The 25,590-nt window shown below is 54.4% G+C and carries 21 protein-coding genes and 2 pseudogenes; 19 read left to right on the plus strand and 4 right to left on the minus strand.

Annotation, left to right across the window (positions count from 1 at the left end; genetic code table 11):
• The first annotated feature begins 2 nt into the window (after positions 1-2).
• Genes hybA through hybG form a run of 7 tightly spaced genes read left to right on the plus strand, consistent with a single transcriptional unit; the run spans position 3 to position 5,445 of the window.
• On the plus strand, positions 3-989 hold the full coding sequence (gene hybA / locus OGV75_RS03630) for a hydrogenase 2 operon protein HybA (protein ID WP_003828357.1): 987 nt from the start codon (positions 3-5) through the stop codon (positions 987-989).
• Positions 979-2,157 carry a Ni/Fe-hydrogenase cytochrome b subunit gene (hybB, locus tag OGV75_RS03635; protein ID WP_016154492.1) on the plus strand — a complete coding sequence of 393 codons (1,179 nt, stop codon included), beginning with the start codon at positions 979-981 and terminating at the stop codon, positions 2,155-2,157. The genes hybA and hybB overlap by 11 nt, the downstream gene beginning before the upstream one ends.
• A complete protein-coding gene (gene hybC / locus OGV75_RS03640; RefSeq protein ID WP_114681208.1) occupies positions 2,154-3,857 on the plus strand; it encodes a hydrogenase 2 large subunit in 1,704 nt (567 codons plus the stop codon). The genes hybB and hybC overlap by 4 nt, the downstream gene beginning before the upstream one ends.
• Positions 3,857-4,351, plus strand: coding sequence for a HyaD/HybD family hydrogenase maturation endopeptidase (locus OGV75_RS03645; RefSeq protein ID WP_286480348.1), 495 nt, complete (start codon positions 3,857-3,859; stop codon positions 4,349-4,351). Before hybC ends, OGV75_RS03645 begins: the two co-directional genes overlap by 1 nt.
• On the plus strand, positions 4,344-4,832 hold the full coding sequence (gene hybE, locus OGV75_RS03650; protein ID WP_016154490.1) for a hydrogenase-2 assembly chaperone: 489 nt from the start codon (positions 4,344-4,346) through the stop codon (positions 4,830-4,832). The genes OGV75_RS03645 and hybE overlap by 8 nt, the downstream gene beginning before the upstream one ends.
• Complete coding sequence (gene hypA / locus OGV75_RS03655; RefSeq protein WP_016157467.1) at positions 4,825-5,166, plus strand: hydrogenase maturation nickel metallochaperone HypA; 342 nt, start codon at positions 4,825-4,827, stop codon at positions 5,164-5,166. Before hybE ends, hypA begins: the two co-directional genes overlap by 8 nt.
• A gap of 30 nt (positions 5,167-5,196) precedes the next feature.
• The gene (hybG, locus tag OGV75_RS03660; protein WP_003024459.1) at positions 5,197-5,445 is read left to right on the plus strand and encodes a hydrogenase maturation factor HybG; all 249 of its coding nucleotides are present in this window, start codon (positions 5,197-5,199) and stop codon (positions 5,443-5,445) included.
• A gap of 50 nt (positions 5,446-5,495) precedes the next feature.
• On the opposite strand, the gene yghU is transcribed toward hybG, so the two are convergent.
• A complete protein-coding gene (yghU, locus tag OGV75_RS03665; RefSeq protein WP_080859488.1) occupies positions 5,496-6,362 on the minus strand; it encodes a glutathione-dependent disulfide-bond oxidoreductase in 867 nt (288 codons plus the stop codon).
• A gap of 218 nt (positions 6,363-6,580) precedes the next feature.
• On the opposite strand from yghU, the gene OGV75_RS03670 reads away from it, so the two are divergent.
• Positions 6,581-8,869, plus strand: a complete 2,289-nt coding sequence (locus tag OGV75_RS03670; protein ID WP_101700277.1) for an FdhF/YdeP family oxidoreductase — start codon at positions 6,581-6,583, stop codon at positions 8,867-8,869.
• A gap of 153 nt (positions 8,870-9,022) precedes the next feature.
• Positions 9,023-10,885: a bifunctional glutathionylspermidine amidase/synthase gene (gss, locus tag OGV75_RS03675; RefSeq protein ID WP_047358635.1), complete on the plus strand. Its 1,863-nt coding sequence runs from the start codon at positions 9,023-9,025 to the stop codon at positions 10,883-10,885.
• Between the two features lie 180 nt (positions 10,886-11,065).
• On the opposite strand, the gene OGV75_RS03680 is transcribed toward gss, so the two are convergent.
• Genes OGV75_RS03680 through OGV75_RS03690 form a run of 3 tightly spaced genes read right to left on the minus strand, consistent with a single transcriptional unit; the run spans position 11,066 to position 12,635 of the window.
• The gene (locus tag OGV75_RS03680; protein WP_053388763.1) at positions 11,066-11,605 is read right to left on the minus strand and encodes a redoxin domain-containing protein; all 540 of its coding nucleotides are present in this window, start codon (positions 11,603-11,605) and stop codon (positions 11,066-11,068) included.
• Between the two features lie 41 nt (positions 11,606-11,646).
• Positions 11,647-12,387 (minus strand): hypothetical protein, encoded by a 741-nt coding sequence (locus tag OGV75_RS03685; RefSeq protein WP_053388764.1) that lies wholly within the window; start codon positions 12,385-12,387, stop codon positions 11,647-11,649.
• Between the two features lie 8 nt (positions 12,388-12,395).
• Positions 12,396-12,635, minus strand: a complete 240-nt coding sequence (locus OGV75_RS03690) for a thioredoxin domain-containing protein (protein ID WP_053388765.1) — start codon at positions 12,633-12,635, stop codon at positions 12,396-12,398.
• A gap of 183 nt (positions 12,636-12,818) precedes the next feature.
• On the opposite strand from OGV75_RS03690, the gene OGV75_RS03695 reads away from it, so the two are divergent.
• The 10 genes and pseudogenes from OGV75_RS03695 to OGV75_RS03740 all read left to right on the plus strand — a co-directional run.
• The gene (locus OGV75_RS03695) at positions 12,819-13,406 is read left to right on the plus strand and encodes a MarR family winged helix-turn-helix transcriptional regulator (RefSeq protein ID WP_053388766.1); all 588 of its coding nucleotides are present in this window, start codon (positions 12,819-12,821) and stop codon (positions 13,404-13,406) included.
• Between the two features lie 111 nt (positions 13,407-13,517).
• Positions 13,518-13,691 (plus strand): annotated as a pseudogene (locus tag OGV75_RS03700) (IS3 family transposase); the annotation flags it as partial.
• Positions 13,692-14,270: 579 nt separating this feature from the next.
• Positions 14,271-14,767, plus strand: a pseudogene (gene tssB / locus OGV75_RS03705) (type VI secretion system contractile sheath small subunit).
• A gap of 33 nt (positions 14,768-14,800) precedes the next feature.
• Positions 14,801-16,348: a type VI secretion system contractile sheath large subunit gene (gene tssC / locus OGV75_RS03710; protein WP_053388768.1), complete on the plus strand. Its 1,548-nt coding sequence runs from the start codon at positions 14,801-14,803 to the stop codon at positions 16,346-16,348.
• Between the two features lie 17 nt (positions 16,349-16,365).
• Positions 16,366-17,706 (plus strand): type VI secretion system baseplate subunit TssK, encoded by a 1,341-nt coding sequence (gene tssK / locus OGV75_RS03715; RefSeq protein ID WP_053388769.1) that lies wholly within the window; start codon positions 16,366-16,368, stop codon positions 17,704-17,706.
• On the plus strand, positions 17,703-18,392 hold the full coding sequence (gene tssL, locus OGV75_RS03720; RefSeq protein ID WP_286480349.1) for a type VI secretion system protein TssL, short form: 690 nt from the start codon (positions 17,703-17,705) through the stop codon (positions 18,390-18,392). The genes tssK and tssL overlap by 4 nt, the downstream gene beginning before the upstream one ends.
• Positions 18,389-20,098: an OmpA family protein gene (locus OGV75_RS03725; protein ID WP_286480350.1), complete on the plus strand. Its 1,710-nt coding sequence runs from the start codon at positions 18,389-18,391 to the stop codon at positions 20,096-20,098. The genes tssL and OGV75_RS03725 overlap by 4 nt, the downstream gene beginning before the upstream one ends.
• A 5-nt stretch (positions 20,099-20,103) precedes the next feature.
• Positions 20,104-20,595, plus strand: a complete 492-nt coding sequence (gene hcp / locus OGV75_RS03730) for a type VI secretion system effector Hcp (RefSeq protein WP_024558534.1) — start codon at positions 20,104-20,106, stop codon at positions 20,593-20,595.
• A gap of 173 nt (positions 20,596-20,768) precedes the next feature.
• Positions 20,769-23,423 (plus strand): type VI secretion system ATPase TssH, encoded by a 2,655-nt coding sequence (gene tssH / locus OGV75_RS03735; RefSeq protein WP_286480352.1) that lies wholly within the window; start codon positions 20,769-20,771, stop codon positions 23,421-23,423.
• The coding region (locus tag OGV75_RS03740) for a type VI secretion system Vgr family protein (RefSeq protein WP_286480353.1) at positions 23,420-25,590 on the plus strand (2,171 nt) is incomplete at its 3' end. The genes tssH and OGV75_RS03740, both read left to right, overlap by 4 nt.

Consider the following 25,590-nt stretch of genomic DNA (forward strand, 5'->3'; position numbering starts at 1 on the left):
CCGTGAACAGACGTAACTTTATTAAAGCAGCCTCCAGCGGGGCATTGCTGTTGGGCGCTGCGCCGTCCATCAGCCATGCGGCTGCAGAAAACCGTCCGCCGATCCCTGGTTCTCTTGGGATGCTCTATGACTCGACGCTGTGCGTAGGCTGCCAGGCCTGTGTCACCAAGTGTCAGGATATCAACTTCCCGGCGCGTAACCCGGAAGGCGAGCAGACCTGGTCGAACAACGACAAACTGTCACCGTATACCAATAACATCATCCAGGTGTGGCGTAGCGGAACAGGCGTTAACAAAGACCAGGAAGAAAACGGCTACGCATACATTAAGAAGCAGTGTATGCACTGTGTCGATCCGAACTGCGTCTCCGTTTGCCCGGTCTCCGCGCTGAAGAAAGATCCGAAAACTGGCATCGTCCACTATGACAAAGATGTCTGCACGGGCTGTCGTTACTGCATGGTCGCCTGCCCGTACAATGTGCCTAAGTATGACTACAACAACCCGTTTGGTGCGCTTCACAAATGTGAACTGTGTAACCAGAAAGGTGTTGAGCGTCTGGATAAAGGCGGTTTACCGGGTTGTGTTGAAGTGTGCCCTGCTGGTGCGGTGATTTTTGGTACGCGTGAAGAGCTGATGGCTGAGGCGAAAAAACGTCTCGCGCTGAAGCCTGGCAGCGAATACCACTATCCGCGTCAGACGGTGAAAGCAGGCGATACCTATCTGCATACGGTACCGAAGTATTACCCCCATCTGTACGGCGAGAAAGAGGGTGGTGGCACACAGGTTATGGTACTGACGGGCGTTCCTTACGAGGATTTGGATCTGCCGAAACTGGATGATCTTTCAACCGGTGCGCGTTCCGAACATGTTCAACATTCCTTGTACAAGGGCATGATATTACCCCTGGCTGCGCTGGCGGGCTTAACCGTGCTGGTTCGTCGTAACACGAAAAACGACCATCACGATGGAGGAGACGATCATGAGTCATGATCCTAAACCGCTGGGCGGAAAAATAATCAGCAAACCGGTCATTATTTTTGGGCCGCTTATCGTCCTGTGTATGCTCCTGATCGTGAAACGTCTGGTCTTCGGATTGGGCTCAGTCTCCGATCTGAACGGCGGTTTCCCATGGGGTGTATGGATCGCGTTTGACCTGCTGATTGGTACCGGCTTCGCGTGCGGTGGCTGGGCTCTGGCGTGGGCGGTGTATGTTTTCAACAGAGGACAATACCATCCACTGGTACGTCCGGCGCTGTTGGCGAGCCTGTTTGGCTACTCGCTGGGTGGTCTGTCGATCACCATTGACGTCGGTCGTTACTGGAACCTGCCGTATTTCTACATTCCGGGCCACTTCAACGTGAACTCGGTACTGTTCGAAACGGCGGTCTGTATGACCATCTATATCGGCATCATGGCGCTGGAATTTGCTCCGGCTCTGTTTGAACGTCTGGGGTGGAAAGTCTCTCTCAAGCGTTTGAACAAAGTGATGTTCTTTATTATTGCCCTTGGCGCGCTGCTGCCAACTATGCACCAGTCTTCAATGGGTTCATTGATGATTTCTGCGGGCTATAAAGTGCATCCGCTATGGCAAGCTTATGAAATGTTGCCGCTTTTCTCCGTATTAACCGCTTTTATTATGGGCTTCTCGATCGTCATCTTTGAAGGCTCGTTGGTACAAGCCGGGCTGAAAGGTAATGGTCCGGATGAGAAAAGTTTGTTCATCAAGCTGACGAATACCATCAGCGTGCTGTTGGCGATTTTCGTGGTTCTGCGCTTTGGCGAACTGATCTATCGCGACAAGCTGTCCTATGCGTTCTCAGGCGATCTTTACTCCCTTATGTTCTGGATTGAAGTCGTGCTGATGGTCTTCCCGCTGGTGGTGCTGCGCGTCACTAAGCTGCGTAACGACTCGCGTATGCTGTATCTGTCTGCGCTGAGCGCATTGCTGGGTTGTGCGACATGGCGTCTGTCCTATTCGCTGGTGGCGTTCAATCCTGGTGGTGGCTACCACTACTTCCCGACCTGGGAAGAACTGTTGATTTCTATTGGTTTTGTGGCTATTGAGATTTGTGCATACATCGTACTCATTCGTCTACTGCCGATACTTCCTCCTTTAAAACAAAACGATCAAAATCGTCATGAGGCGAGCAAAGCATGAGCCAGAGAATTACTATTGATCCGGTAACCCGTATTGAGGGTCATTTACGCATCGACTGCGAAATCGAAAATGGCGTGGTATCTAAAGCATGGGCTTCCGGTACCATGTGGCGTGGCATGGAAGAGATCGTGAAAAACCGCGATCCACGCGATGCCTGGATGATTGTGCAGCGTATCTGTGGCGTTTGTACTACCACTCACGCTATCTCTTCCGTTCGTGCAGCAGAAAGCGCGCTGAATATTGATGTTCCGGTGAACGCACAGTATATCCGTAACATCATTCTGGCCGCGCACACCACGCATGACCACATTGTTCACTTCTATCAGCTCTCTGCGCTGGACTGGGTGGATATCACCTCTGCACTGAAAGCAGATCCAGCGAAAGCGTCTGCCATGCTGGACGGCGTGTCCTCCTGGCACCTGAACAGCGCAGAAGAGTTCACTAAGGTTCAGAACAAGATCAAAGACCTTGTTGCCAGCGGTCAGTTAGGCATTTTTGCCAACGGTTGCTGGGGTCACCCGGCGATGCAGCTGCCGCCAGAAGTGAACCTGATTGCGGTCGCTCACTACCTGCAGGCGCTGGAATGCCAGCGTGATGCTAACCGTGTTGTGGCGCTGTTGGGCGGTAAAACGCCGCACATTCAGAACCTGGCGGTAGGCGGGGTTGCTAACCCAATTAACCTCGACGGCCTTGGCGTGCTGAACCTCGAGCGCCTGATGTATATCAAGTCCTTTATCGATAAGCTGAGCGACTTCGTTGAGCAGGTTTACAAGGTTGATACCGCAGTTATTGCTGCGTTCTACCCTGAGTGGCTGGAACGTGGTCAAGGTGCGGTTAACTATCTGAGCGCACCGGAATTCCCGACTGACGGTAAAAACGGCAGCTTCCTGTTCCCGGGGGGTTACATCACCAATGAAGATCTGTCGACCTATCGTCCGATCACCTCTCACTCCGATGAGTACCTGATCAAAGGGATTCAGGAGAGTGCGAAACACGCGTGGTACAAAGACGAAGCGCCGCAGGCTCCGTGGGAAGGCACAACGGTTCCTGATTACACCGGTTGGTCAGATGACGGCAAGTACTCCTGGGTTAAAGCACCGACCTTCTACGGTAAAACGGTTGAAGTGGGTCCGTTGGCCAACATGCTGTGTAAACTGGCGGCCAAACGCGAGTCTACCCATGCCAAGCTGAATGAAATCATCGCGATTTACACCAAGCTGACCGGTAAAACTATCGAAGTGTCACAGCTGCACTCTACGTTGGGCCGTATTATTGGCCGTACCGTTCACTGCTGTGAACTGCAGAACGTTCTGCAGGATCAGTACAACGCGCTGATTGTGAACATCGGTAAAGGTGACCACACCACCTTCGTGAAACCGGATATCCCGGCAACGGGTGAATTTAAAGGTGTCGGTTTCCTCGAAGCGCCGCGCGGTATGCTGTCTCACTGGATGGTGATCAAAGATGGCATTATCAGCAACTACCAGGCGGTAGTACCGTCAACCTGGAACTCTGGCCCACGTAACTTTAATGATGAAGTGGGACCGTATGAGCGCTCGCTGGTAGGTACGCCGATTGCCGATCCAAACAAACCGCTGGAAGTGGTTCGTACCATTCACTCCTTCGACCCTTGTATGTCATGTGCGGTGCATGTGGTGGACGTTGATGGGAACGAAGTGGTCTCAGTTAAGGTTCTGTAATGCGGATATTAGTCTTAGGGGTCGGCAATATTTTGCTGACCGACGAAGCCATCGGGGTACGTATCGTTGAAGCATTAGAACAACGGTACGTCCTGCCAGACTTTGTTGATGTTCTGGACGGTGGTACGGCTGGGATGGAGCTTCTCGGTGATATGGCGAACAGAGATCATCTGATCATTGCTGACGCCATTGTGTCGAAGAAAAACACGCCAGGAACGATGATGGTCCTGCGGGATGAAGAGATCCCGGCGCTGTTTACTAACAAAATCTCACCGCACCAGCTTGGTCTGGCCGACGTATTGTCGGCCATGCGTTTCACCGGCGAGTTTCCGAAAAAGCTGACGTTAGTCGGTGTTATTCCGGAATCGCTGGAGCCGCATATCGGACTAACGCCAACGGTTGAAGCGATGATTGAACCTGCGCTTGAGCAGGTTCTTGCCGCGCTTCGCGAATCAGGTGTTGAAGCGATCCCGCGGGAGGCGGCTCATGTCTGAGGAGTTTGTCGGTTTTCAGACGGCCCCGAAGATGCAAATTCAGGCAGCGTTTGAAGAGGTTGCCCGGCGTTCAATGCACGATCTCTCTTTCCTGCATCCGAACATGCCAGTATATGTCTCTGAATTTACGTTGTTTGAAGGACAGTGGACGGGGTGTGTTATCACGCCCTGGATGCTCAGCGCACTGATTTTCCCCGGACCGGACCAGATCTGGCCGGTGCGTAAAGTCAGCGAAAAAATCGGACTGCGTCTGCCGTATGGCGAGATGACCTTTACCGTTGGTGAACTGGAGGGCGTATCGCAATACCTTTCCTGCTCACTGATGTCGCCGCTTTCGCACAGTATGTCGGCGCAAGAAGGCATGCGTCTGACTGACGATTGCGCGCGAATGCTGTTATCGCTGCCGGTTAGCGATCCGAATGCGCCGCAGCTTAATCGCCGCGCGTTGCTGCTGGGTCGTCGGAACTGCGAAAATGCATGAGCTGTCCCTTTGTCAGAGCGCGGTTGAGATTGTTCAACAGCAGGCAGAGCAGCACGGTGTCAAACGTGTAACCGGTGTTTGGCTGGAAATCGGGGCGCTCTCCTGCGTTGAAGAGAGCGCCGTTCGTTTCAGTTTCGACATCGTCTGTCAGGGGACGCTGGCTCAGGGTTGTGAGCTGCATATTGATTACAAGCCAGCCCAGGCATGGTGCTGGGATTGCAGTCAGGTTGTGGAAATCACCCAGCATGATGCGCAGTGTCCACAATGTCAGGGCGATCGCCTGCGGGTTGATGCTGGCGATTCACTGAAAGTGAAAAGTATTGAAGTCGAATAACCCATAGGTTGCTATGGGGCGGAGTCAGATATGTGTATTGGAGTCCCTGGTCAGGTTCTGGCCGTTGGTGAAGATATTCACCAGCTTGCGCAGGTTGAAGTGTGCGGCATCAAACGTGATGTCAATATTGCCCTGATTTGTGAAGGTGATACAGCTGAGCTGGTCGGGCAATGGGTACTGGTGCACGTAGGGTTCGCCATGAGCATCATTGATGAAGATGAAGCTAAAGCCACGTTAGACGCACTTCGCCGCATGGAGTACGACGTCACCAGCGCGTGACAAATCCTGAATGAAATTGCCGGATAGCGGTTGCCATCCGGCGATTTATTTTAGTTCTGACGCTTATCTTCGGTATGGGTATCGAAGTCGCTGGCGTCATGGCGTTCATGAAGCTGCTCGTTCAGCGGTCCGTTAGTGCGGTTTACAATACGACCACGCTTAACCGCCGGACGCGCTGCAATCTCTTTTGCCCAGCGTTGTACGTGCTTGTAGCTTCCTGCGTCAAGGAACTCTGCTGCGTCGTAGACGTTGCCCAGAACCACATTGCCAAACCATGGCCAGACCGCCATATCGGCAATGGTGTATTCATCTCCGGCCACAAACTGATGTCGCGCCAATTGTTTATCCAGCACGTCGAGTAAGCGCTTGGCTTCCATGGTGAAGCGATTGATAGCGTACTCAATTTTTACCGGAGCATAGTTATAGAAGTGGCCAAAGCCTCCGCCGAGGAACGGCGCTGCGCCTTGTAACCAGAACAACCAGTTCAGCGTTTCGGTGCGTTTTGCCAAATCCTGCGGCAGGAAATAACCATATTTCTCTGCCAGATAGAGCAGGATTGCGCCAGATTCGAATACGCGAACCGGTGGGTTTTGCGAGTGATCGCGTAGCGCTGGGATCTTCGAGTTCGGATTCACCTCAACAAAGCCGCTGGAAAACTGATCGCCATCGCCAATGCGGATAATCCAGGCATCGTATTCCGCGCCCTTCACCCCCTGCGCCAGCAACTCCTCCAGCATGATCGTCACTTTCTGCCCGTTTGGCGTACCCAGCGAATAGAGCTGCAGCGGATGTTTGCCAACCGGCAGCGTTTTCTCGTGGGTGGCTCCGGAAACCGGGCGGTTGATATTGGCGAATGCGCCCCCGTTCGATTTTTCCCACGTCCAGACTTTCGCGGGCTGATAGGTATTGTCTGACATATTGACCTGCCTTCTGAGTGGTTGTGTTGATGCAGTGTAGCAGTTAGGTAGAACTCAATTTAACAGATTGGGACTTTATGTCGCTTTGTGCTGAAAGGGGAAGATAAATCTAACCCGTTCATTGTACCCGCTCCGTACTCCATGAAGAGGAAATCAATGTTGGACGGAAATTGCTACCGTATTCACCATTAAAAATTGGCGGTGAATAAGCAGTAATAATGAAAAATGGTGTTCCAGGAGTAAGCGGTTATCAGGGCCCGGCGGGTGGGTGGGGCGCGGTAAAAGCCGTCACTGCTTCGGTGTTTTCGCAAAAGGCTGTCGCCCGCGACATTATCGCGATGTTCAAAATGAACCAGGTGAAAGGGTTCGACTGTCCGGGCTGTGCGTGGCCGGACCCAGGGCACCGTGCGCCAATGGAGCTGTGCGAAAATGGCGTTAAGGCGGTCTCCTGGGAGACAACCAGTAAAAAAGCGTCACCGGAATTTTTCAGCCGTCACCCGGTTTCCACACTCTGGCACTACAGCGATTATGAGCTGGAAAATATCGGTCGTTTGACGCATCCGATGAAATACGATGCAGCATCAGATACCTGGCAGGCGGTGGATTGGGATATCGCCTTCCAGGAGATAGGCGAGCGTCTGCGCAGCTATGATTCACCCCAGCAGGTTGAGTTTTACACCTCCGGCAGAACGTCAAATGAAGCGGCGTTCCTGTATCAGCTTTTTGCCCGCGAATATGGCAGCAGCAACTTTCCTGATTGCTCAAACATGTGCCACGGACCGACCAGCGCAGGGCTAACGCCGGCCATTGGCCTTGGAAAAGGGACCGTTGAACTTGACGATTTTGACCATTGCGATCTGGTGATTTGTATCGGGCATAACCCTGGCACTAATCATCCACGTATGCTGACCACCTTACGCGACGTTGCCAAACGCGGGGCTAAAATTATCTCTATCAATCCGCTGAACGAAAGGGGGCTTGAGCGCTTTAGTTTCCCGCAAAGCCCGAAAGAGATGTTCACTGGTCAGTCGACGCAGCTGAGCAACGACTACTACCAGGTAAAAATGGGCGGTGACGCCTCGCTGCTCAAAGGCATCATGAAGGCGCTGATCGAAATGGATGAAGCGCGGATCTTACTGGATCAGCAACCGACACTCGATCATGCGTTTATCGATGAGCATACCGCTGGATATGCAGCGCTGTATGATGACTTACGTCAGCATAACTGGGCGGAGCTGGAACAGGACTCGGGCCTGACGCGCAGTCAGATGGAGGACCTGGCACACAGCTACAGTAAATCTCGTGCCACTATTATTTGTTATGGTCTGGGCATCACCCAGCATAAAAACGGTACTGAGAACGTCCAGCAACTGGTAAACCTGCTGCTGCTGAAAGGCAATATGGGTAAGCCGGGGGCGGGGATCTGCCCGTTGCGCGGTCATTCTAACGTGCAGGGCGACCGTTCCGTGGGGATCAACGAAGCGGCATCCGAAGACTTCCTGCAACGCCTTGAGACGCATTTTTCTATCCGTGTGCCGCGTACACATGGCCGCTCCAGCGTGGAGAGTATTCGGGCCATCGAACGGGGAGAGGCAAAAGCGCTCATTTGCATGGGTGGCAATCTGGCGGTGGCGATGCCGCAGCCGCAGCGTACCTTTGCGGCGATGAAAAATTTGGATCTGCAGGTCCATGTTGCGACCAAGCTGAACAGATCGCATTTGCTGCTGGCAAAGCATAATTATCTGCTGCCTGCATTAGGTCGAACGGAGCGCGACATTCAGGCGACGGGGATCCAGTCGGTGACCGTCGAAGACTCGATGTCGATGGTCCACGCTTCCTGCGGCGCGCTGAAGCCAGCTTCCCGCTGGTTAAAATCGGAGCCCGCGATTGTGGCGGGCATGGCACACGCTACTCTGCCGCTTTCGCCGATCAACTGGGAAGCGTTAACCGGGGACTACGCGCTGATCCGTGACGCCATTGAAGCCGTGATCCCGGCGTTCCACGATTACAATGCCCGTATTGCCGAGCCGGGCGGATTTCGTATGGATACGCCCGCTTCGCGCCGTGAATGGCGAACGGCGAATGGTAAAGCCAACTTTATCGTCAGCCATCAGCGGGCGGTAGAGCGAGAGAATCAGCCTGCCGATGCACTGGTTCTGGCGACGCTGCGCAGCCACGATCAATACAACACCACTATTTATGGTATGAACGATCGCTACCGTGGCATTACCGGTCGTCGGGATGTGGTGTTTTTAAGCGCTGAAGAAGCGGCGACTCGCGATCTGAGCCAGGGAGATGTGGTCAACGTTCAGGCGCTGGACGACCGCGGCCAGCCCTGTGCGGATCGTATTATGTGCGGCTTGACGGTGGTGATTTACAACATGGCGGTGGGCTCAATAGGCGCTTATCTGCCAGAAGCGAATGTCCTGCTTTCGCTGGATGCGGTGGACACACAAAGTTTGACTCCGGCGTATAAAAGCGTACCGGTCACCGTGACAAAAGCGTAGTTCCTGCTGTGAATTTTTCGCCTCTGAGCGCCAGCCGCTGCGTTGAGGTGTATGATGATGTTGACCTCTGTCCGGTTAGTGTCGCAGAGCAGGCAATCAGAGCGAAAAATTCACGCCAACCTGCTCAGGCTGTATTGTTTTGAGGTAAGGTGCATGAGCAAAGGAACGACCAGTCAGGATGCCCCATTCGGGACATTATTGGGCTACGCCCCAGGCGGCGTAGCAATCTACTCTTCAGATTACAGCTCCCTCGACCCACGGGACTACGACGATGATGCGGCATTTCGCAGCTATATCGACGACGAATACATGGGCCACAAATGGCAGTGCGTAGAGTTCGCACGCCGCTTTCTCTTCCTTAATTATGGCGTGGTTTTCACCGATGTGGGCATGGCCTGGGAGATCTTTTCCTTACGCTTTCTACGCGAAGTGGTGAATGACAATATCCTGCCGTTACAGGCATTTCCGAATGGTTCACCCCGCGCGCCGGTAGCCGGTGCTCTGCTTATCTGGCAAAAAGGCGGTGAGTTTAACGATACCGGCCATGTGGCGGTCGTCACCCAGTTGCTGGAAAACAAAATCCGTATTGCCGAACAGAACGTGCTCCATACGCCGTTGCCTCCCGGACAGCAGTGGACCCGCGAACTGGAGATGGTGGTTGAAAACGGTTGTTACACCCTGCGTGATACCTTTGACGACACCACCATCCTTGGCTGGATGATCCAGACCGATGATACCCGTGACAGCCTGCCGCAGCCGGAGATCGCCAACGACTCGTTGAGAATTGGCGGCGCGCGACTGGAAGATAACGGGCAGTTTGACGGTAAATGGCTTGATGAACAGGACCCGCTGCAGAAAGCCTACGTGCTGGCGAACGGCCACGTTATTAATCAGGATCCGCATCAGTACTTCACCATTACCGAGAGTGCAGAGCAGGAGCTGATCAAAGCCACCAACGAGCTGCACCTGATGTATCTGCACGCGACCGACAAAGTGCTGAAAGATGACAACCTGTTGGCGCTGTTCGATATCCCGAAAATCCTCTGGCCGCGTCTGCGCCTTTCCTGGCAGCGTCGTCGGCATCATATGATTACGGGACGTATGGATTTCTGTATGGATGAACGCGGACTGAAGGTGTATGAGTACAACGCCGATTCCGCATCGTGCCATACCGAAGCTGGTTTGATCCTCGAAAGATGGGCCGAGCAGGGCTATACAGGACAGGGACACAACCCAGCTGAAGGATTGATCAACGAACTGGCGGGGGCCTGGAAGCACAGCCGCGCGCGTCCTTTTGTCCACATCATGCAGGATAAAGATATAGAGGAAAACTACCACGCTCAGTTTATGCAGCAGGCGCTACGTCAGGCCGGGTTTGACAGTAAAATTCTGCGTGGCCTCGATGAGCTACGTTGGGATGACGCCGGTCAGCTGATTGACGGGGACGGTCGTCTGGTGAACTGCGTCTGGAAAACCTGGGCGTGGGAAACCGCGATTGAGCAGGTGCGAGAGGTCAGTGAAACGGAGTACGCCGCGGTACCAATTCGTACCGGGCATACGAATCAGGAAGTGCGTTTAATCGACGTGTTGCTGCGCCCGGAAGTGCTGGTCTTTGAACCTCTGTGGACGGTGATCCCTGGTAATAAAGCGATTCTGCCGATCCTGTGGCAACTGTTCCCACACCACCGCTATCTGCTTGATACTGATTTCACTGTTAATGAAGAGCTGGCGCAAACCGGTTATGCAGTGAAACCTATTGCAGGACGTTGTGGCAGCAACATCGATCTGGTGAGCCATCAGGAAGAGTTACTGGATAAAACCAGCGGTAAGTTTGCCGAGCAGAAGAACATTTATCAGCAGCTTTGGTGTCTGCCAAAAATTGCTGGTAAATATATTCAGGTTTGTACCTTCACCGTAGGCGGTAACTATGGGGGGACCTGCCTGCGCGGCGATGAGTCGCTGGTGATTAAAAAAGAGAGCGATATCGAGCCGCTGATTGTAGTGAAGGAAGAGTAATCTTTTTGCGAGTGCTTGATTGAAATGCGAAAACCCGGAGTATATCTCCTAATGCTTGTCAGTTTAGCTTTTGATGGAAACCGTAATGCATAGCGTTGCGGTTTCTTTTTCACTGCCCGGGGATAATGTTTCACCCTTCCCACGGGCAGGAAAAAACTCTCCGCCATATCCAGTATCTCATTATGTAGTGGCACACTGCCCATCACTGCACCCTGATGCCATAGACGCGTCCTCGGAAACAGACAACGACTCATTCAATAACGCCCCGATTTCTGCTCCCAGCGCGAGGTCGTCTACCTGACCAAAATATTGCTGGCGTAGGTATCCCTGCTGATCAATTAACGTCAACGTAGGTGTACCGCGCATAGCGTAGGACAGCATGGTCTGGGGGACATCATTGTCAGGAGACGGCATATCCACCCCGACGGGGAAAGGGATGCGGTATTCTGATAGAAAGGTTTCCAGTGCCTGTGCGGTCATTACCTCATGATGCTCAAAAACCGTATGTAGGCCAATAACGGCCACTTTATCCGGTGGAAAAGTGGCATACACACGTGAAACCTGCGGCAGTCCATGGGAAACACAGCCAGGACACAGCATCTGAAATGATTCCATTACCACGACCTTGCCGCGTAATGATTCCAGGGTTATCGGCTGTGACGTATTAAACCAGCGTTCAATTGTCAATGCTGGTGCTCGCGGATGACGAATGATATTCATGTTAACTCCAGAACCCGCACTGTGGTGCGGGTTAATTTCCGTTACTGGTTTACTTTCCCCGGCAGCGTCAGCTTGCCAGAGGCCACTTTAAATACATCCTCGACGCAAAGTAGCGGCGCATGAACGGAGGCATTAACTCGTAGCCCGGCAGTTACACCATCAAACTGGCTGGCAGTGACCACGCCAATATTATCGAAAGGAACTTTCACTTCTACAGTTTCACCTGTCAGCGTAGGATTCCAGCCCGGACTGTCCAACAGTACCGGCAAGCCAGGCCAGGTTTTTGGCAGCCGGGGTTTTTGTCCCTCAGGAATATCAACTACGGCCAGTGCGCCAGGCCCGCAGACCTCGTTAGGCTTCAGCACCACCCAGTGGGTATGCCACAGATCGCCATCATTGTTGCGGTTACCATCGCCATTTTCATCATACAGCGGCGTATCATCCAGATCAGAATGGGATGTTACCGCCAGCGCCAGGATACCGGCCTTATGTTCAAATCCCACTTCATACGGATCGATCGTTGTCGGCCAGACATAAGAGAAAATTTCCGTTCCCGCCAGCTTACCTGTTACTGCAGGCTTACTTTTACCTGCCTTGCCGGAAACTGCCATATGGAAGGTGGCAACATTCCCTTCGGTAGTGACTTTAGTGTGCACAATATCAAACTCAGCCAATACAGCCTTGTCGGTGCTGGTTTTAATACCGCCCTGATGAGGCTCATTGCCATGTGCACCGGCAGAGGTGGCGATAGCCATTGCTAATACAATCGCAATACGTTTCATTTTTATCCTTAAAGCAGATCTTTAATAAACGCACCAAAGTTGATGTGAAGCGGGATACCGCCATCCAGTACCAGGGCTGGAACAGATTGCACACCAGCTTCGATGGCCTCATTCAGTCGCGTTTTATCATTTCCGAGATGAATGATTTCTACCGTGTATTGAGCGGGATCCAGTGCCAGTGCGATTTGGTGTTCTGCATCTACGCATACCGGGCAACCTGCATGAAAGAAAACGGCTGTTTTACTCATGATGACTTTCCTTGTGTAATATCAAATGGTATCGAATCGATACCATTTGATATTACACACACACTGAAAATATTGTCAATATGGTTTTGAATCGATACTATTTATGACAGTAAATCCCCATCGTTAGAAAGTCTGGACGTTTGCTTATCCAGCACGTATCCCGGCAAGCAGAGGCAGGTAACTGTGACACTCTTTGATATTCTTGAACGCCTGGTGAGCCTGCAAATGGGCAGCTTTTATCGCCATCCGCAACTGAAAGGACTCCCCACAACATGGGTTCAGATTCTTTTCTATTTAACGCGATGCAATGGTTATTCCAATACGCCCGCTGCAACAACGGAATACCTCGGGCTGACTAAAGGCACGGTATCGCAGTCCCTGAATAAACTAGAGCGTGAAGGCTGGATTAGAAGAGAAAATGACGGCAAGGATAAACGGGTTGTCCATCTGGTTCTGACATCCAAAGCGAGTGAAGTGATGCATACCATCATGCAGAAGACACTGCAGGAGCCTTGGGATTCATTAGCTTTTTCTGAGGAACAACTGAAAACAGTTTTTCTGGCCCATCTGCGGAGTATGCAGAAAAATCAGGGGGCCAGAATGTTTGGTGAGTGCCGTTTTTGCCGGTTTCATCAGTCGATAAATGGGCATCCCTGGTGTGGTCTAACAGAAGAGCCAATTCCCATGGAAAGCACCACATTAATTTGTCGTGAATTTGAGGAACCGGAAAATAGTTGCAGCGTTAGCGATCAGAACGAGAGAAAGGGCTAGATACTGGCTTTTGAACGGGTAAAGTGCGGACATAAAAAAATCCATAAAATGGTATGCACATTCTCTGGATTTTGTAGTGGAACACTGAATTTGGCCACCTGAATAGAGGTGATATGCTCACTCTGCCACGTGTTCGGGGTTCATCGCAGCAGTTAACCCCCCTGAAAAACCAGACGGCAGACGGGCTGTATTACGCCGTCAGGTTCTGGCGTTGCATAACATCAACCATGTTTTGCTGGCGCAAGAAGTATCGTGACCATGGCAACGCTGAGAGGCTTCCGGATGAGGGCAAGCTGATTGCACCGATTGAATTTCTTGTGACTGGCGATTTGTCATCGTGTATGGCGGTTTTCCATGTCCGTGCACTCCTGGCCGTCATGCTGAAGCCTGACAGGAGCGCCATACAGCCCTGACATTAAATGAAACGCTCTCTTTCGGGACATAAAAACGATTATGTTCCTGATGCTTTCCTTATGGCTATTGCGGTGTTTCCCACATGAAGCAAGGCTATGACTTACTGCCCCCTTTTATTTCTTTCTGATCTCAAACCATTTCCTTGAAAGCACATTGGTGTTTTTAACTTTCTTATATTGATGTAGATCAATTCAAGATCGCTTTATTAATAATTATCCGTTCATTTTAACTGCTGCGACATAAATGTTTGTTTTGTGTGCTGGTAATAGTCCATTTTACTGACATCTCAGCACTATTCACTATTAACATTTAGAGGAAAATTCCTAAGAATTTACTTAAAATAGATTAAAGATCGGTAAATTTGATCTATTGTCGATCATTGTTCTATTATCACATGTAAAGAACTTTCGTTTGAAAGATGCACGCAGCGATAAACCGAGGGATGATGAGATGGCTGATAGTTTCCAGAATGAAGTGCCAAAGGCACGTATTAATCTAAAGCTTGACCTGCATACAGGGGGAGCCAGCAAGAAAACTGAGCTCCCTCTGAAATTACTGGTGGCGGGCGACTTCAGTAATGGTCAGGAATCTGCACCACTGTCTGAGCGCAAAAAAGTTAACTTGAACAAGAATAATTTCGACTCAGTTCTTTCCGAATATGCCCCAAAAGTCAATCTGACCGTTAAAAACACGCTCGCCAGTGATGGTAGCGAAGACAATATCAGTCTGATATTCCAGAGCATGAAAGATTTCACCCCGGAGCAGGTTCCCGACAGATCCCTCAGCTGAAGGCAATGCTTTCCATGCGTAACCTGCTTCGCGATTTAAAAGCGAACCTGCTGGACAATCAGGCTTTCCGAAAGGAGCTGGAAAAAATTCTGCTCGACCCGGCGTTAAGCGCAGAACTCCGCTCAGAGCTGTCTGCTCTGGCACCTAAACAGCCATAACGGTCACGATGATTTAACGGATTAAAAAGGAAGATGCTGATGTCTGTAAAAAATGAGAATGCGACTGGTGGCGAAAGCGTGGTGCTGGAACGTCCTGTTGCGGGCGGGGTTTATGCGTCCCTGTTTGAAAAAATCAATCTGAACCCGGTCTCTGAGCTGAGTGCGCTGGATATCTGGCAGGACGCGCAGGCGATGTCGGATGCGACTGCGGATGAGCGTCTAACGGCGGGGATGCAGGTATTTCTCGAATGCCTGACGAAAGCGGGCTCAAAAGTTGAAAAACTCGATAAAAACCTTATTGACCACCATATCGCAGAGCTGGACTACCAGATTAGCCGTCAGCTGGATGCGGTAATGCATAGCGAAGAATTCCAGGCTGTGGAGAGCCTGTGGCGCGGCGTGAAATCCCTGGTCGACAAAACTGATTTCCGTCAGAACGTGAAGGTTGAACTGCTGGATATGTCCAAAGAAGACCTGCGTCAGGACTTCGAAGACAGCCCGGAAATCATCCAGAGTGGACTGTATAAACATACATACATTGATGAGTATGACACCCCGGGCGGTGAGCCGATTGCCGCGCTGATTTCTGCCTACGAATTCGATGCCTCTGCGCAGGATGTCGCTCTGCTGCGCAATATTTCAAAAGTGTCTGCCGCAGCGCATATGCCGTTTATCGGCTCAGCCGGCCCGAAATTTTTCCTCAAGGATTCAATGGAGGAAGTGGCGGCCATCAAAGATATTGGTAACTACTTTGACCGTGCGGAGTACATCAAGTGGAAATCCTTCCGCGAGACGGACGATGCACGCTATATCGGTCTGGTGATGCCGCGTGTACTGGGTCGTCTGCCTTATGGTCCGGACACCGTGCCAGTGCGCAGCTTCAACTATGTGGAAGAAGTGAAAGGCCCGGATCACGACAAATACCTGTGGACTAACGCCTCGTTTGCTTTTGCGTCTAACATGGTTCGCAGCTTCATCAACAACGGCTGGTGTGTGCAAATCCGTGGCCCGCAGGCCGGTGGTGCCGTGCAGGATCTGCCTATTCATCTGTACGATCTGGGCACCGGCAATCAGGTCAAGATCCCGTCAGAAGTGATGATCCCGGAAACCCGCGAATTTGAGTTTGCCAATCTGGGCTTCATTCCGCTGTCCTACTATAAAAATAGAGATTATTCCTGCTTCTTCAGCGCTAACTCCACCCAGAAGCCGGCACTGTATGACACTGCGGATGCAACGGCCAACAGCCGTATCAATGCCCGTCTGCCGTACATTTTCCTGCTGTCGCGTATTGCGCACTACCTGAAGCTTATCCAGCGCGAAAACATCGGCACCACCAAAGACCGTCGTCTGCTGGAGCTTGAGCTCAACACCTGGGTGCGCAGTCTGGTGACCGAAATGACCGATCCGGGCGACGAGCTGCAGGCCTCTCACCCACTGCGTGATGCAAAAGTGGTGGTGGAAGACATCGAAGACAACCCGGGCTTCTTCCGCGTGAAGCTGTACGCCGTACCGCACTTCCAGGTCGAAGGGATGGACGTCAACCTGTCACTGGTTTCCCAGATGCCGAAAGCCAAGTCATAAGCTAAGGCAGGAAGCCAATGAAAACGGAACAACCGTTATGGGGCAGGGGCGTTATGGTCTCTCCCCAGCACTTCCAGCAACAGGCCGCATACGCGGCCTGGTCTGCGGAATGCATTGCCCGACTGGGCCTCTCCCATCCCTGGGGGATGATTGATGCCACTTTCGAACCGGATGCACTGAAACTGGGCCGCCTGCAGGCCCGTCATCTGCACATCCGTTTCCCCGACGGCACGCTTATCGACACGGATAATGCCGACTCCCTGCCGCCGGTGCTGGCGCTTGAGGGCGAATCACAGGAAGTGGCGGTGGTTCTGGCGCTTCCGCTACTGCGGGCAAATGGCGGCAACTGTCTTAAACCCGATGAGGTGGCCGAGCGCCCTGTGCGTTATCGCCAGCGCTGGCGGGATGTCCGTAACGCCTTTGGGGACGATACCCGCCAGATTGCGGTGATGCAGCCCGAGCTGACGTTGCGTTTCGCCCATCAGAACAACAGTGATTACCTGACCTGTCCGGTCGCCCGTCTACAGCAGGATTCACAGGGGAGCTGGGCACTCGATGAAACCTTTCTTCCGCCACTGCTGGCTCTGCAGGGCAGCCGCTGGCTGGTGACCCAGCTGGAACAGCTGATGATGCAACTGCGTGCCCGTCTGAGTCGCCTGATGGACATGCGTCGTGAAAGTAACGAGCGCATGGCCGATTTTGCCGTGGCTGACGTGTCTCTGTTCTGGTTGCTCAATGCCCTGAACAGCGCAGAACCCGTGCTCGGACAGTTTCAGCGACACCCGCAAAGTCCGCCGGAGCGTCTGTATCCGGAGCTGGCAAGGCTCGCGGGCAGTCTGCTGACCTTCTCGCTGGAACACCAAGTGAGTGCTATTCCTGTCTGGCAGCATGAGCAACTGAATAACGTCTTCCCGCCGCTCTTTGACCTACTGGGCGACCTGCTGGAAGCCAGCCTGCCGTCGCGGGTGGTAGCGATTGAGCTTGAGCATGATGCCCGGCTTCACTTCTGGCAGGCCCGTCTGCATGACCCACGCCTGCGCGAAGGGGCGGATTACTATCTCTCCGTGCGTTCACCGATACCGGTGGCACAGCTGCAGGAACAGTTCCCGCGCCAGTGCAAGGTCGGCAGTCCGGATCATGTCAGGAGTATCGTCAATTCATCACGGGTGGGTGTGCCCCTGATGCCCCTGCGTCATGTGCCGGCCGCCATCCCACTGCGTCTGGAAAACCAGTATTTCAGCCTCGATGTCTCTCATCCTCTGGCCAGCGAAATGCTTCAGGGCGGCACCTGTATGTTTTACGTTCCGGGCATGCTCGGCGAGCTTGAACTTGAACTCTTTGCGGTACTGAGAACATGAGTGAGCCTAAACGCAGCACTGCTGCGTCGATTGATATTGATGCCCTGCTGCAGGACACCTGGCTGCAGGTGATCAGCCTGCGTCACGGTCCGAAGTTTCAGGATGGAGAAGGGCGCACGTTGTGGGAGCGCTGCATTGCTGATGTCGAACGCGTGCAGCGTGAGCTGAAAGCGAGCGAACTCGATGAAGCCAGCTGTCAGCATATTCTCACTGCACAGTGTGCGCTGCTTGATGAAGCCGTCAAAGGTCGCGGTGTGGAGGATGATGCCTGCCTGCAGTGGTATGACATTCCTCTGCAGGGGCACTTCCTTGGCACCATGGATGCCGGTGATACGCTGTGCGATCGGATGCGCGATGTGCTGCGTGAACCGGCGCCCGACCACGCTGTTGTGACCTGCTTCCAACGGGTCATGATGCTGGGGTTTCTCGGCAGTTTCCGCTCGCTGAACGATCCGGAGCGCCAGAAACTCGTCAACGCGCTCAGTGAACATGTCACGCCGTTCAGCTATCCGCAGGCTCACCCGATACTGGCAGAAAGCCGTACCGGACGAGGAATGGGTGGTTGGCTGGCGTCATGGCCCGTGCGTATCGGCCTGAGCGTGATGGTAGTCGCCGCACTCTGGTGGGGACTGGATCACTGGTTGGATCAGACGCTGCTGACCCTGCTACCGGGAGCCGTGAAATGAGTCCTGAACAACAGCGCGGGCTTGCGTTATGGGCCGCCCTGCTGAGTGCAGTGGTCTGCCTGGGTTTCCTGCCGGTGTCCCGACTGGTTTCTGTGCTTGTTCTGTTGGCGATGCTGGGGCTTATCCTGGCGTTCTGGTATGTCGCCAGTCGTCGTGTGGAGCATGACGTCACCCTGCGTCTGGATGACCTCCCGGAAGCCACTTATCGTCAGCCCGTGGTGTTGGTCTGTGGCGATCTGCCGCTGGCATGTATGCAGCAGTCACCGGTGCTCACTGTCACGCAGGGATGCTGGATCCGCGTGGAGGATCATCAGGATCTGGAGCAGGCAGCCCGCCAGGTACTGTGGTTGCGACCTGACTGGGGTCGCCAGCTGTCGGTGATGGTCAGCGTCTGTCCACAGAAACACGCCGACAGCGAGCGCCTTACCAGTCGTCTGCTGGCCTTGCGCTGGCAAATCAGCCAGTTGCGTAAAGAAACCGGGCATTCCGTGCCGCTGGTTCTGAATGGTCAGGTTGGCAGTGCGATGACGAATGATCTGCTCTGGCAGGCGGCTATCCCGGGGGAAGGGGTGAGGGTCTGGCGTGAATCTTCAGCGCCGAGTTCAATCGCTACATGGGTTACCACCGGTGGGTCGCCTGCGATGCAGCAACAGGTGTTGATGAACAGCCTGATGAGCTGGTTCCATCAGCACGTCAAAGCTGTCTTTATGGATAAGAACCCCGACGTTCCTGTCATTGCGCCTACCGCGGTGCTGTGGGGAATGGGACCGATCCTTGCCGGAAGTCTGGCCACATCTGCCTGGACTGCGTGGCTTTCCCGTCACACTGCGATGCAGCAGGTAGCGGGCTGGCAGCCGGTAGGAACGGACAGTACGGTTATCTCCCCCTTCCCGGATTTTATCCTGCCACTGCTGCCCGAAGGGCGAGGCCTGACGCCGCGTGGGCGAGCCTTCCGTTGTGCGCTCGGGATTTTCACGCTGGCGGCCATTGCTGCGCTGCTCAGTAGTGGCTGGAACAATCGCCAACTGCTGCAGCGTGTGAGCTTCGATATTGCCCGCTATGACCGTATCCCGAAGCATGATTTCGGACCCAAAGCCGATGCCGTTGCTGTCCTGCGTGACGATGCGGCAGAGCTGAATGATTGGTCGCGCAATGGCGTACCGATGCGGATGGGGCTCGGTCTGTATCAGGGGGAGCGTCTGCGAATGCCTGTGCTGGATGCGATCCGTTCCTGGATGCCTCCACCTCCGCCGCCTGAACCACAGCCGAAACCCAAACCGGTACCGAAAATTGTCCGCCTCGACAGCATGTCGCTGTTCGATTCCGGTAAATCCGACCTCAAGCCGGGCTCCACCAAAATGCTGGTGACCTCCCTGGTTGGCATCAAAGCTAAACCGGGCTGGCTGATTGTGGTGTCAGGTCACACCGACAACACCGGCAATCCAAAACTGAATCAGACGCTTTCACTTCAGCGTGCCGAAGCGGTGCGCAACTGGATGCGTGATACCGGTGATGTACCGGAAAGCTGTTTTGCGGTGCAGGGCTATGGCGAAAGCCGCCCGATCGCAACGAACGACACCCCGGAAGGGCGCGCACTTAACCGTCGTGTCGAAATCAGTCTGGTACCGCAGGCCGATGCCTGTCAGATACCGGGCAATCCCCAGGCGTCATCGGATGATGGCGCAGATAAAACTGTAATGGAGTAAATCACATGGCAATTCCTGTTTATCTTTGGCTGAAAGACGACGGCGGCGCGGACATTAAAGGTTCTGTGGACGTTCAGGATCGTGAAGGCAGCATCGAGGTTGTCGCTCAGGAGCATAACCTGTACATCCCGACCGATAACAACACCGGCAAGCTGACCGGTACCCGTATCCACACCCCGTTCCTGTTCACCAAGGAAATCGACTCGTCCAGCCCGTATCTGTACAAGGCGGTGACTACCGGTCAGACCCTCAAGTCTGCGGAATTCAAGTGGTACAAAATCAACGACGCGGGCCAGGAAGTGGAGTACTTCAACACCAAACTGGAAAACGTGAAAGTGGTGAAAGTGAATCCTGAAATGTATGACATCAAGGATCCTTCTAAAGAGAAGCACAACCACCTTGAGCGCATTGAACTGCGTTACGAAAAAATCACCTGGACCTACAAAGACGGCAACATCATTCATTCCGATTCCTGGAACGAACGCGCCACCGCGTAAGTCACGAGCGGGCAGAGCTTCTCTGTCCGCTTTTCTTTTTGCTGAGCGTCTGCCTGTGCGGGCGTTGAGCAAAAAAAACACAAGCCGCCAGCCCGACCGCATGCGCTTTGGTCCCCTGAACGGGAAACAGCGAAGGGCGGTAGCGTGCCCGGAAGCCATCAAGAGAGAGAAAAATGGAAAATCCAGCCATCCTGTTACGTCGTCTGAATCCGTACTGTGCCCGCGCGATGGAAGGGGCTGCCTCGCTCTGCCAGACCCGTGCCCATGCGGAAATTCTGCCTGAGCACTGGCTGCTGAAACTGCTGGAGCAGGGCGAGGGCGACCTGACGGTGCTGGCGCGCCGTTATGAGTGGGATATGGATGCACTGTGGCAGGATTTGCTGGCGTGGCTCGACAATCTGTCGCGTTCGGTGCGCAGCCGTCCACAGCTCTCTGACAACATTCAGAGCCTGCTGCAGGAGGCCTGGCTACTGGCCTCCCTCGCTGGCGAAGAACACATCCGCAGCGTGCATCTGCTGATGGCGCTGACGGAAAATCCACGACTTGCTCACTGCGACGGTCTGTGGCCATTGCTGACGCTCGGGATGAGTCAGCTGTCCCGACTACGCCCGCTGCTGGATGCACAATCTGATGAACGCCCGGAGCTGCAGTTTGAGGCTGAACTGGCCCAGGAGCATGGCAGTGAGGTGGAATTTGTCGGCCGCCCGGTCGGTGCAGAGCTGAAAGAGGGGGAACTGACCCCGGCGCTGCAAAACGCGCTGGATAAATTCACGCTCGACGTCACTGCTAAAGCGAAAGAGGGCAAGATTGACCCGGTGTTCGGCCGTGACACGGAAATCCGCCAGATGGTGGATATTCTCTCGCGGCGTCGCAAAAACAATCCGATCCTGGTCGGTGAACCGGGTGTCGGCAAAACCGCGCTGGTGGAAGGTCTGGCTTTACGTATCGCAGAAGGTAACGTTCCGGAAAGCCTGAAAACCGTGGTACTGCGTACCCTTGATCTTGGCCTGTTACAGGCGGGGGCTGGCGTGAAGGGCGAATTTGAACAGCGCCTGAAAAACGTGATTGATGCAGTGCAGCATTCGCCCGTACCCATTCTGCTGTTTATCGATGAAGCACACACCATTATCGGTGCAGGGAATTCAGCCGGTGGCGCGGATGCGGCCAACCTGCTGAAACCGGCGCTGGCGCGCGGTGAACTGCGCACCATCGCCGCCACCACCTGGTCTGAATACAAACAATATTTTGAACGTGATGCGGCTCTTGAGCGCCGCTTCCAGATGGTGAAAGTCGACGAGCCGGATGACGATACGGCCTGCCTGATGCTGCGTGGTCTGAAATCACGCTATGCCGAACACCATGGCGTGCATATTACTGACGATGCGGTACGCGCCGCCGTCACGCTGTCCCGCCGTTATCTGACGGGCCGCCAGTTGCCGGACAAGGCCGTCGATTTACTCGATACGGCCAGCGCCCGCGTGCGCATGAGCCTCGACACCGTGCCGGAGCCGCTGACCCGTATTCGCGCGCTGATGACCTCGCTGGACATAGAGAAGCAGGCGCTGCTGGAAGATATCGCAGTCGGTAATCAGAGCCACGGCGAACGCCTGACCGCCATTGAGCAGGAAGAGAAGGACCTTATCGCTGAACTTGACGAACTGGAAGCCCGGTACGGCGAGGAGCTGAAACTCACCGAACAACTGCTGGAAAGCCGCCAGGACATCTCCCGCCAGAGTGAGACGCACGCGCTGCAACAGGCGCTGAACGGCATACAGCACAGCAACCCGCTGCTGTCGGTGGATGTGGACGTCCGCACCGTCGCCAATGTGATTGCCGACTGGACCGGTGTGCCGCTCTCTTCCCTGATGAAAGACGAGCAGACTGAGCTGCTGACCCTGGAAAATGAAATCAGCAAACGCGTGGTGGGTCAGGACGTGGCACTCAACGCTATCGCCCAGCGCTTGCGCGCGGCGAAGACCGGGCTGACGTCAGAGAATGGTCCGCAGGGTGTGTTCCTGCTGGTCGGTCCAAGTGGCGTCGGCAAGACCGAAACCGCACTGGCGCTGGCGGATGTGCTGTACGGTGGCGAGAAGTCACTCATCACCATCAACCTGTCCGAGTACCAGGAGCCGCACACGGTATCCCAGCTGAAAGGCTCGCCGCCGGGCTACGTCGGCTACGGTCAGGGGGGCATTCTGACCGAAGCGGTCCGCAAGCGTCCGTACAGCGTGGTGCTGCTCGATGAAGTGGAAAAGGCGCACCGCGACGTGATGAACCTGTTCTACCAGGTCTTCGACCGTGGCTTTATGCGCGACGGCGAGGGGCGTGAAATCGACTTCCGTAACACCGTTATCCTGATGACCTCGAACCTCGGCAGCGATCATCTGATGCAGCTGCTGGACGAACAGCCGGAAGCGACCGAAGCGGATCTGCACGAGCTGTTGCGCCCGATTTTACGCGACCACTTCCAGCCGGCACTGCTGGCCCGTTTCCAGACTGTGATTTACCGCCCGCTGAATGAGGCCGCCATGCGCACCATCGTGGAAATGAAGCTGTCACAGGTCAGCAAGCGCTTACATCGTCACTACGGCCTGATCACGCAGATTGATGAGAGCCTGTATGACGCACTCACTGCCGCCTGCCTGCTGCCGGATACCGGGGCGCGTAACGTCGACAGCCTGCTCAATCAACAAATTCTGCCGGTGCTGAGCCAGCAGTTGCTGACCCACATGGCTGCGAAACAGAAACCACAGTCGCTATGCCTTAGCTGGAGTGAGGAAGAGGGTATCGGGCTGGAGTTTGACCGTACACAAGGAGTGCACGCATGAGCAACAATCCCCCGATCAGATTCAGCCACAACCATCACCAGCTGGCGGTGAAGGGCTGCGCAGCAGAGCTCGATGTGCTGGCGTTTGAAGGCGATGAAGCCCTGAGCTTGCCGTTCAGCTACCGGATTGAGTTCACCAGCGCTGATCATGCCATCAGCAAAGAAATGATGCTGATGAAAGCGGCCTCCCTGACGCTGCAGGCCCCGGTAGACCAGGGTTACGGCATCAAAATGCAACAGGCCGTGCGCACCCTTCAGGGAGTGGTGAGCGGCTTTGAGCGCCTCAGTACCTCCAAAGATGAAACCCATTATGCCCTGACGCTCCAGCCACGCCTGGCGCTGCTTGACCGTTCGCATCAGAACGCCATTTATCAGGACATGTCGGTCCCACAAATCGTGGAAAAAATTCTGCGCGAGCGCCACAACATGCGCGGTCAGGATTTTCTGTTCTCGCTTGCAAAAGAGTACCCGCGTCGTGAGCAGGTGATGCAGTACGGCGAGGATGACCTGCACTTTATTACCCGTCTGTTGGGTGAGGTGGGCATCTGGTTCCGGTTTACCACTGATACGCGCCTGAACATCGACGTGGTGGAATTTTATGACGGCCAGCAGGGGTATGAGAAAGGCCTGACGCTGCCATCGGTTCCGCCATCAGGACAGCATTCAAAAGGCGTGGACTCGGTCTGGGGCATGGAGAGCCATCATAACGTGGTGCAGAAGCAGGTCAGCACCCGTGATTACAACTACCGTCAGGCGACGGAAGACATGAACACCCGGGTCGATGCGACTCGCGGGGATGCCACCACCTACGGTGATGCCTACCACTATGCCGACAATTATCTGACGCCGGGCAGCGCATACGACCGCAATCCTGCGCCGGAATCGGGGGCGTTCTACGCCCGCATTCGTCATGAGCGCTACCTGAATGGTCAGACGCAGACCCGCGCCATCACCAGCTGCCCGACCCTCTCTCCTGGGCAGGTGCTGAAAGTCACCGGCGGGTACGAAGTGGCAGAGGTGTTTGCTCAGGGCGTGGTCGTCACAGCGATGCACAGCCATGCGCGCCGTGATGAAGACTTCGGCGTCAGGTTCGACGGTATCCCGGACAGCACTGATTTTAGTTTCCGCCCTGAGCCTGGCTCACGCCCGGTGATGGCCGGCACCTTGCCGGCCCGCGTCACCAGCACTACCGAGAACGATACCTACGGCCATATCGATAAAGATGGCCGCTATCGCGTCAACATGCTGTTTGACCGTGATAACTGGGAAACCGGATTCGAGAGCCTGTGGGTACGGCAGTCCCGCCCGTATGCGGGTGATACCTACGGCCTGCACCTGCCGCTGCTGGCGGGCACCGAAGTGGCGATTGGCTTTGAGGACGGTAACCCGGACAGACCGAACATTTCTGGCGTACTGCACGACTCGGCCCACAGCGACCACGTCACCATCCGCAACTACAAACGTAACGTGCTGCGCACACCGGCGAACAACAAAATCCGCCTCGACGATGAGCGCGGGAAAGAGCATATCAAGGTCAGCACCGAGTACGGCGGCAAGAGTCAGCTGAATCTCGGACATTTAGTGGATGCGGAGAAGCAGAAGCGCGGTGAGGGTTTTGAGCTCAGAACCGACAGCTGGGGAGCCATCCGGGCACAGAAAGGGATGTTCATCAGCGCTGATGGCCAGACGAAAGCACAGGGCCAGGTGCTGGAGATGCAGCCAGCGGTCAGCAATCTGGGCGATGCCCGGGAGCAGATGACGTCCATCTCTGGTGACGCGCAGAAGGCGACCGCGAATCCGGCCGATCTGCAGGCGCAGATAGCGTTGCTGGAACAACAGCTGACAGACCTCAAAAAATCGGTGCTGCTGCTGAGTGCTCCGGACGGCATCGCACTGACCAGCGGACAACATCTGCAGGTATCTGCCGGGCAGAACCTGATAGCCACTGCCGGTAAAAATGTTGATGTCAGCGTGGTGAAAAATTTGTTCATCGGGGTGGGTAATGCCCTGAGCGTATTTGTGCGTAAGCTCGGTATTAAGCTCATTGCGAATCAGGGGCCGGTGCAGATACAGGCGCAGAACGACCTGATGGAATTGCTGGCCCGTAAAGAAATCAGCATTGTCAGCACGGAGGATGAAATCAAAATCATCGCGAAGAAGAAGCTGAC

The organism is Citrobacter sp. Cb028 (assembly GCF_030336705.1).
Classification (GTDB): domain Bacteria; phylum Pseudomonadota; class Gammaproteobacteria; order Enterobacterales; family Enterobacteriaceae; genus Citrobacter; species Citrobacter braakii.

What these genes read in the sequence shown, in the direction of transcription:
- hybB (WP_016154492.1), top strand. Translation starts at nt 979, where the DNA reads ATGAGTCATGATCCTAAACCGCTGGGCGGAAAAATAATCAGCAAACCG.
- hybC (WP_114681208.1), top strand. Translation starts at nt 2,154, where the DNA reads ATGAGCCAGAGAATTACTATTGATCCGGTAACCCGTATTGAGGGTCAT.
- OGV75_RS03645 (WP_286480348.1), top strand. Translation starts at nt 3,857, where the DNA reads ATGCGGATATTAGTCTTAGGGGTCGGCAATATTTTGCTGACCGACGAA.
- hybE (WP_016154490.1), top strand. Translation starts at nt 4,344, where the DNA reads ATGTCTGAGGAGTTTGTCGGTTTTCAGACGGCCCCGAAGATGCAAATT.
- hypA (WP_016157467.1), top strand. Translation starts at nt 4,825, where the DNA reads ATGCATGAGCTGTCCCTTTGTCAGAGCGCGGTTGAGATTGTTCAACAG.
- hybG (WP_003024459.1), top strand. Translation starts at nt 5,197, where the DNA reads ATGTGTATTGGAGTCCCTGGTCAGGTTCTGGCCGTTGGTGAAGATATT.
- yghU (WP_080859488.1), bottom strand. Translation starts at nt 6,362, where the DNA reads ATGTCAGACAATACCTATCAGCCCGCGAAAGTCTGGACGTGGGAAAAA.
- OGV75_RS03670 (WP_101700277.1), top strand. Translation starts at nt 6,581, where the DNA reads ATGAAAAATGGTGTTCCAGGAGTAAGCGGTTATCAGGGCCCGGCGGGT.
- gss (WP_047358635.1), top strand. Translation starts at nt 9,023, where the DNA reads ATGAGCAAAGGAACGACCAGTCAGGATGCCCCATTCGGGACATTATTG.
- OGV75_RS03680 (WP_053388763.1), bottom strand. Translation starts at nt 11,605, where the DNA reads ATGAATATCATTCGTCATCCGCGAGCACCAGCATTGACAATTGAACGC.
- OGV75_RS03685 (WP_053388764.1), bottom strand. Translation starts at nt 12,387, where the DNA reads ATGAAACGTATTGCGATTGTATTAGCAATGGCTATCGCCACCTCTGCC.
- OGV75_RS03690 (WP_053388765.1), bottom strand. Translation starts at nt 12,635, where the DNA reads ATGAGTAAAACAGCCGTTTTCTTTCATGCAGGTTGCCCGGTATGCGTA.
- tssC (WP_053388768.1), top strand. Translation starts at nt 14,801, where the DNA reads ATGCTGATGTCTGTAAAAAATGAGAATGCGACTGGTGGCGAAAGCGTG.
- tssK (WP_053388769.1), top strand. Translation starts at nt 16,366, where the DNA reads ATGAAAACGGAACAACCGTTATGGGGCAGGGGCGTTATGGTCTCTCCC.
- tssL (WP_286480349.1), top strand. Translation starts at nt 17,703, where the DNA reads ATGAGTGAGCCTAAACGCAGCACTGCTGCGTCGATTGATATTGATGCC.
- OGV75_RS03725 (WP_286480350.1), top strand. Translation starts at nt 18,389, where the DNA reads ATGAGTCCTGAACAACAGCGCGGGCTTGCGTTATGGGCCGCCCTGCTG.
- hcp (WP_024558534.1), top strand. Translation starts at nt 20,104, where the DNA reads ATGGCAATTCCTGTTTATCTTTGGCTGAAAGACGACGGCGGCGCGGAC.
- tssH (WP_286480352.1), top strand. Translation starts at nt 20,769, where the DNA reads ATGGAAAATCCAGCCATCCTGTTACGTCGTCTGAATCCGTACTGTGCC.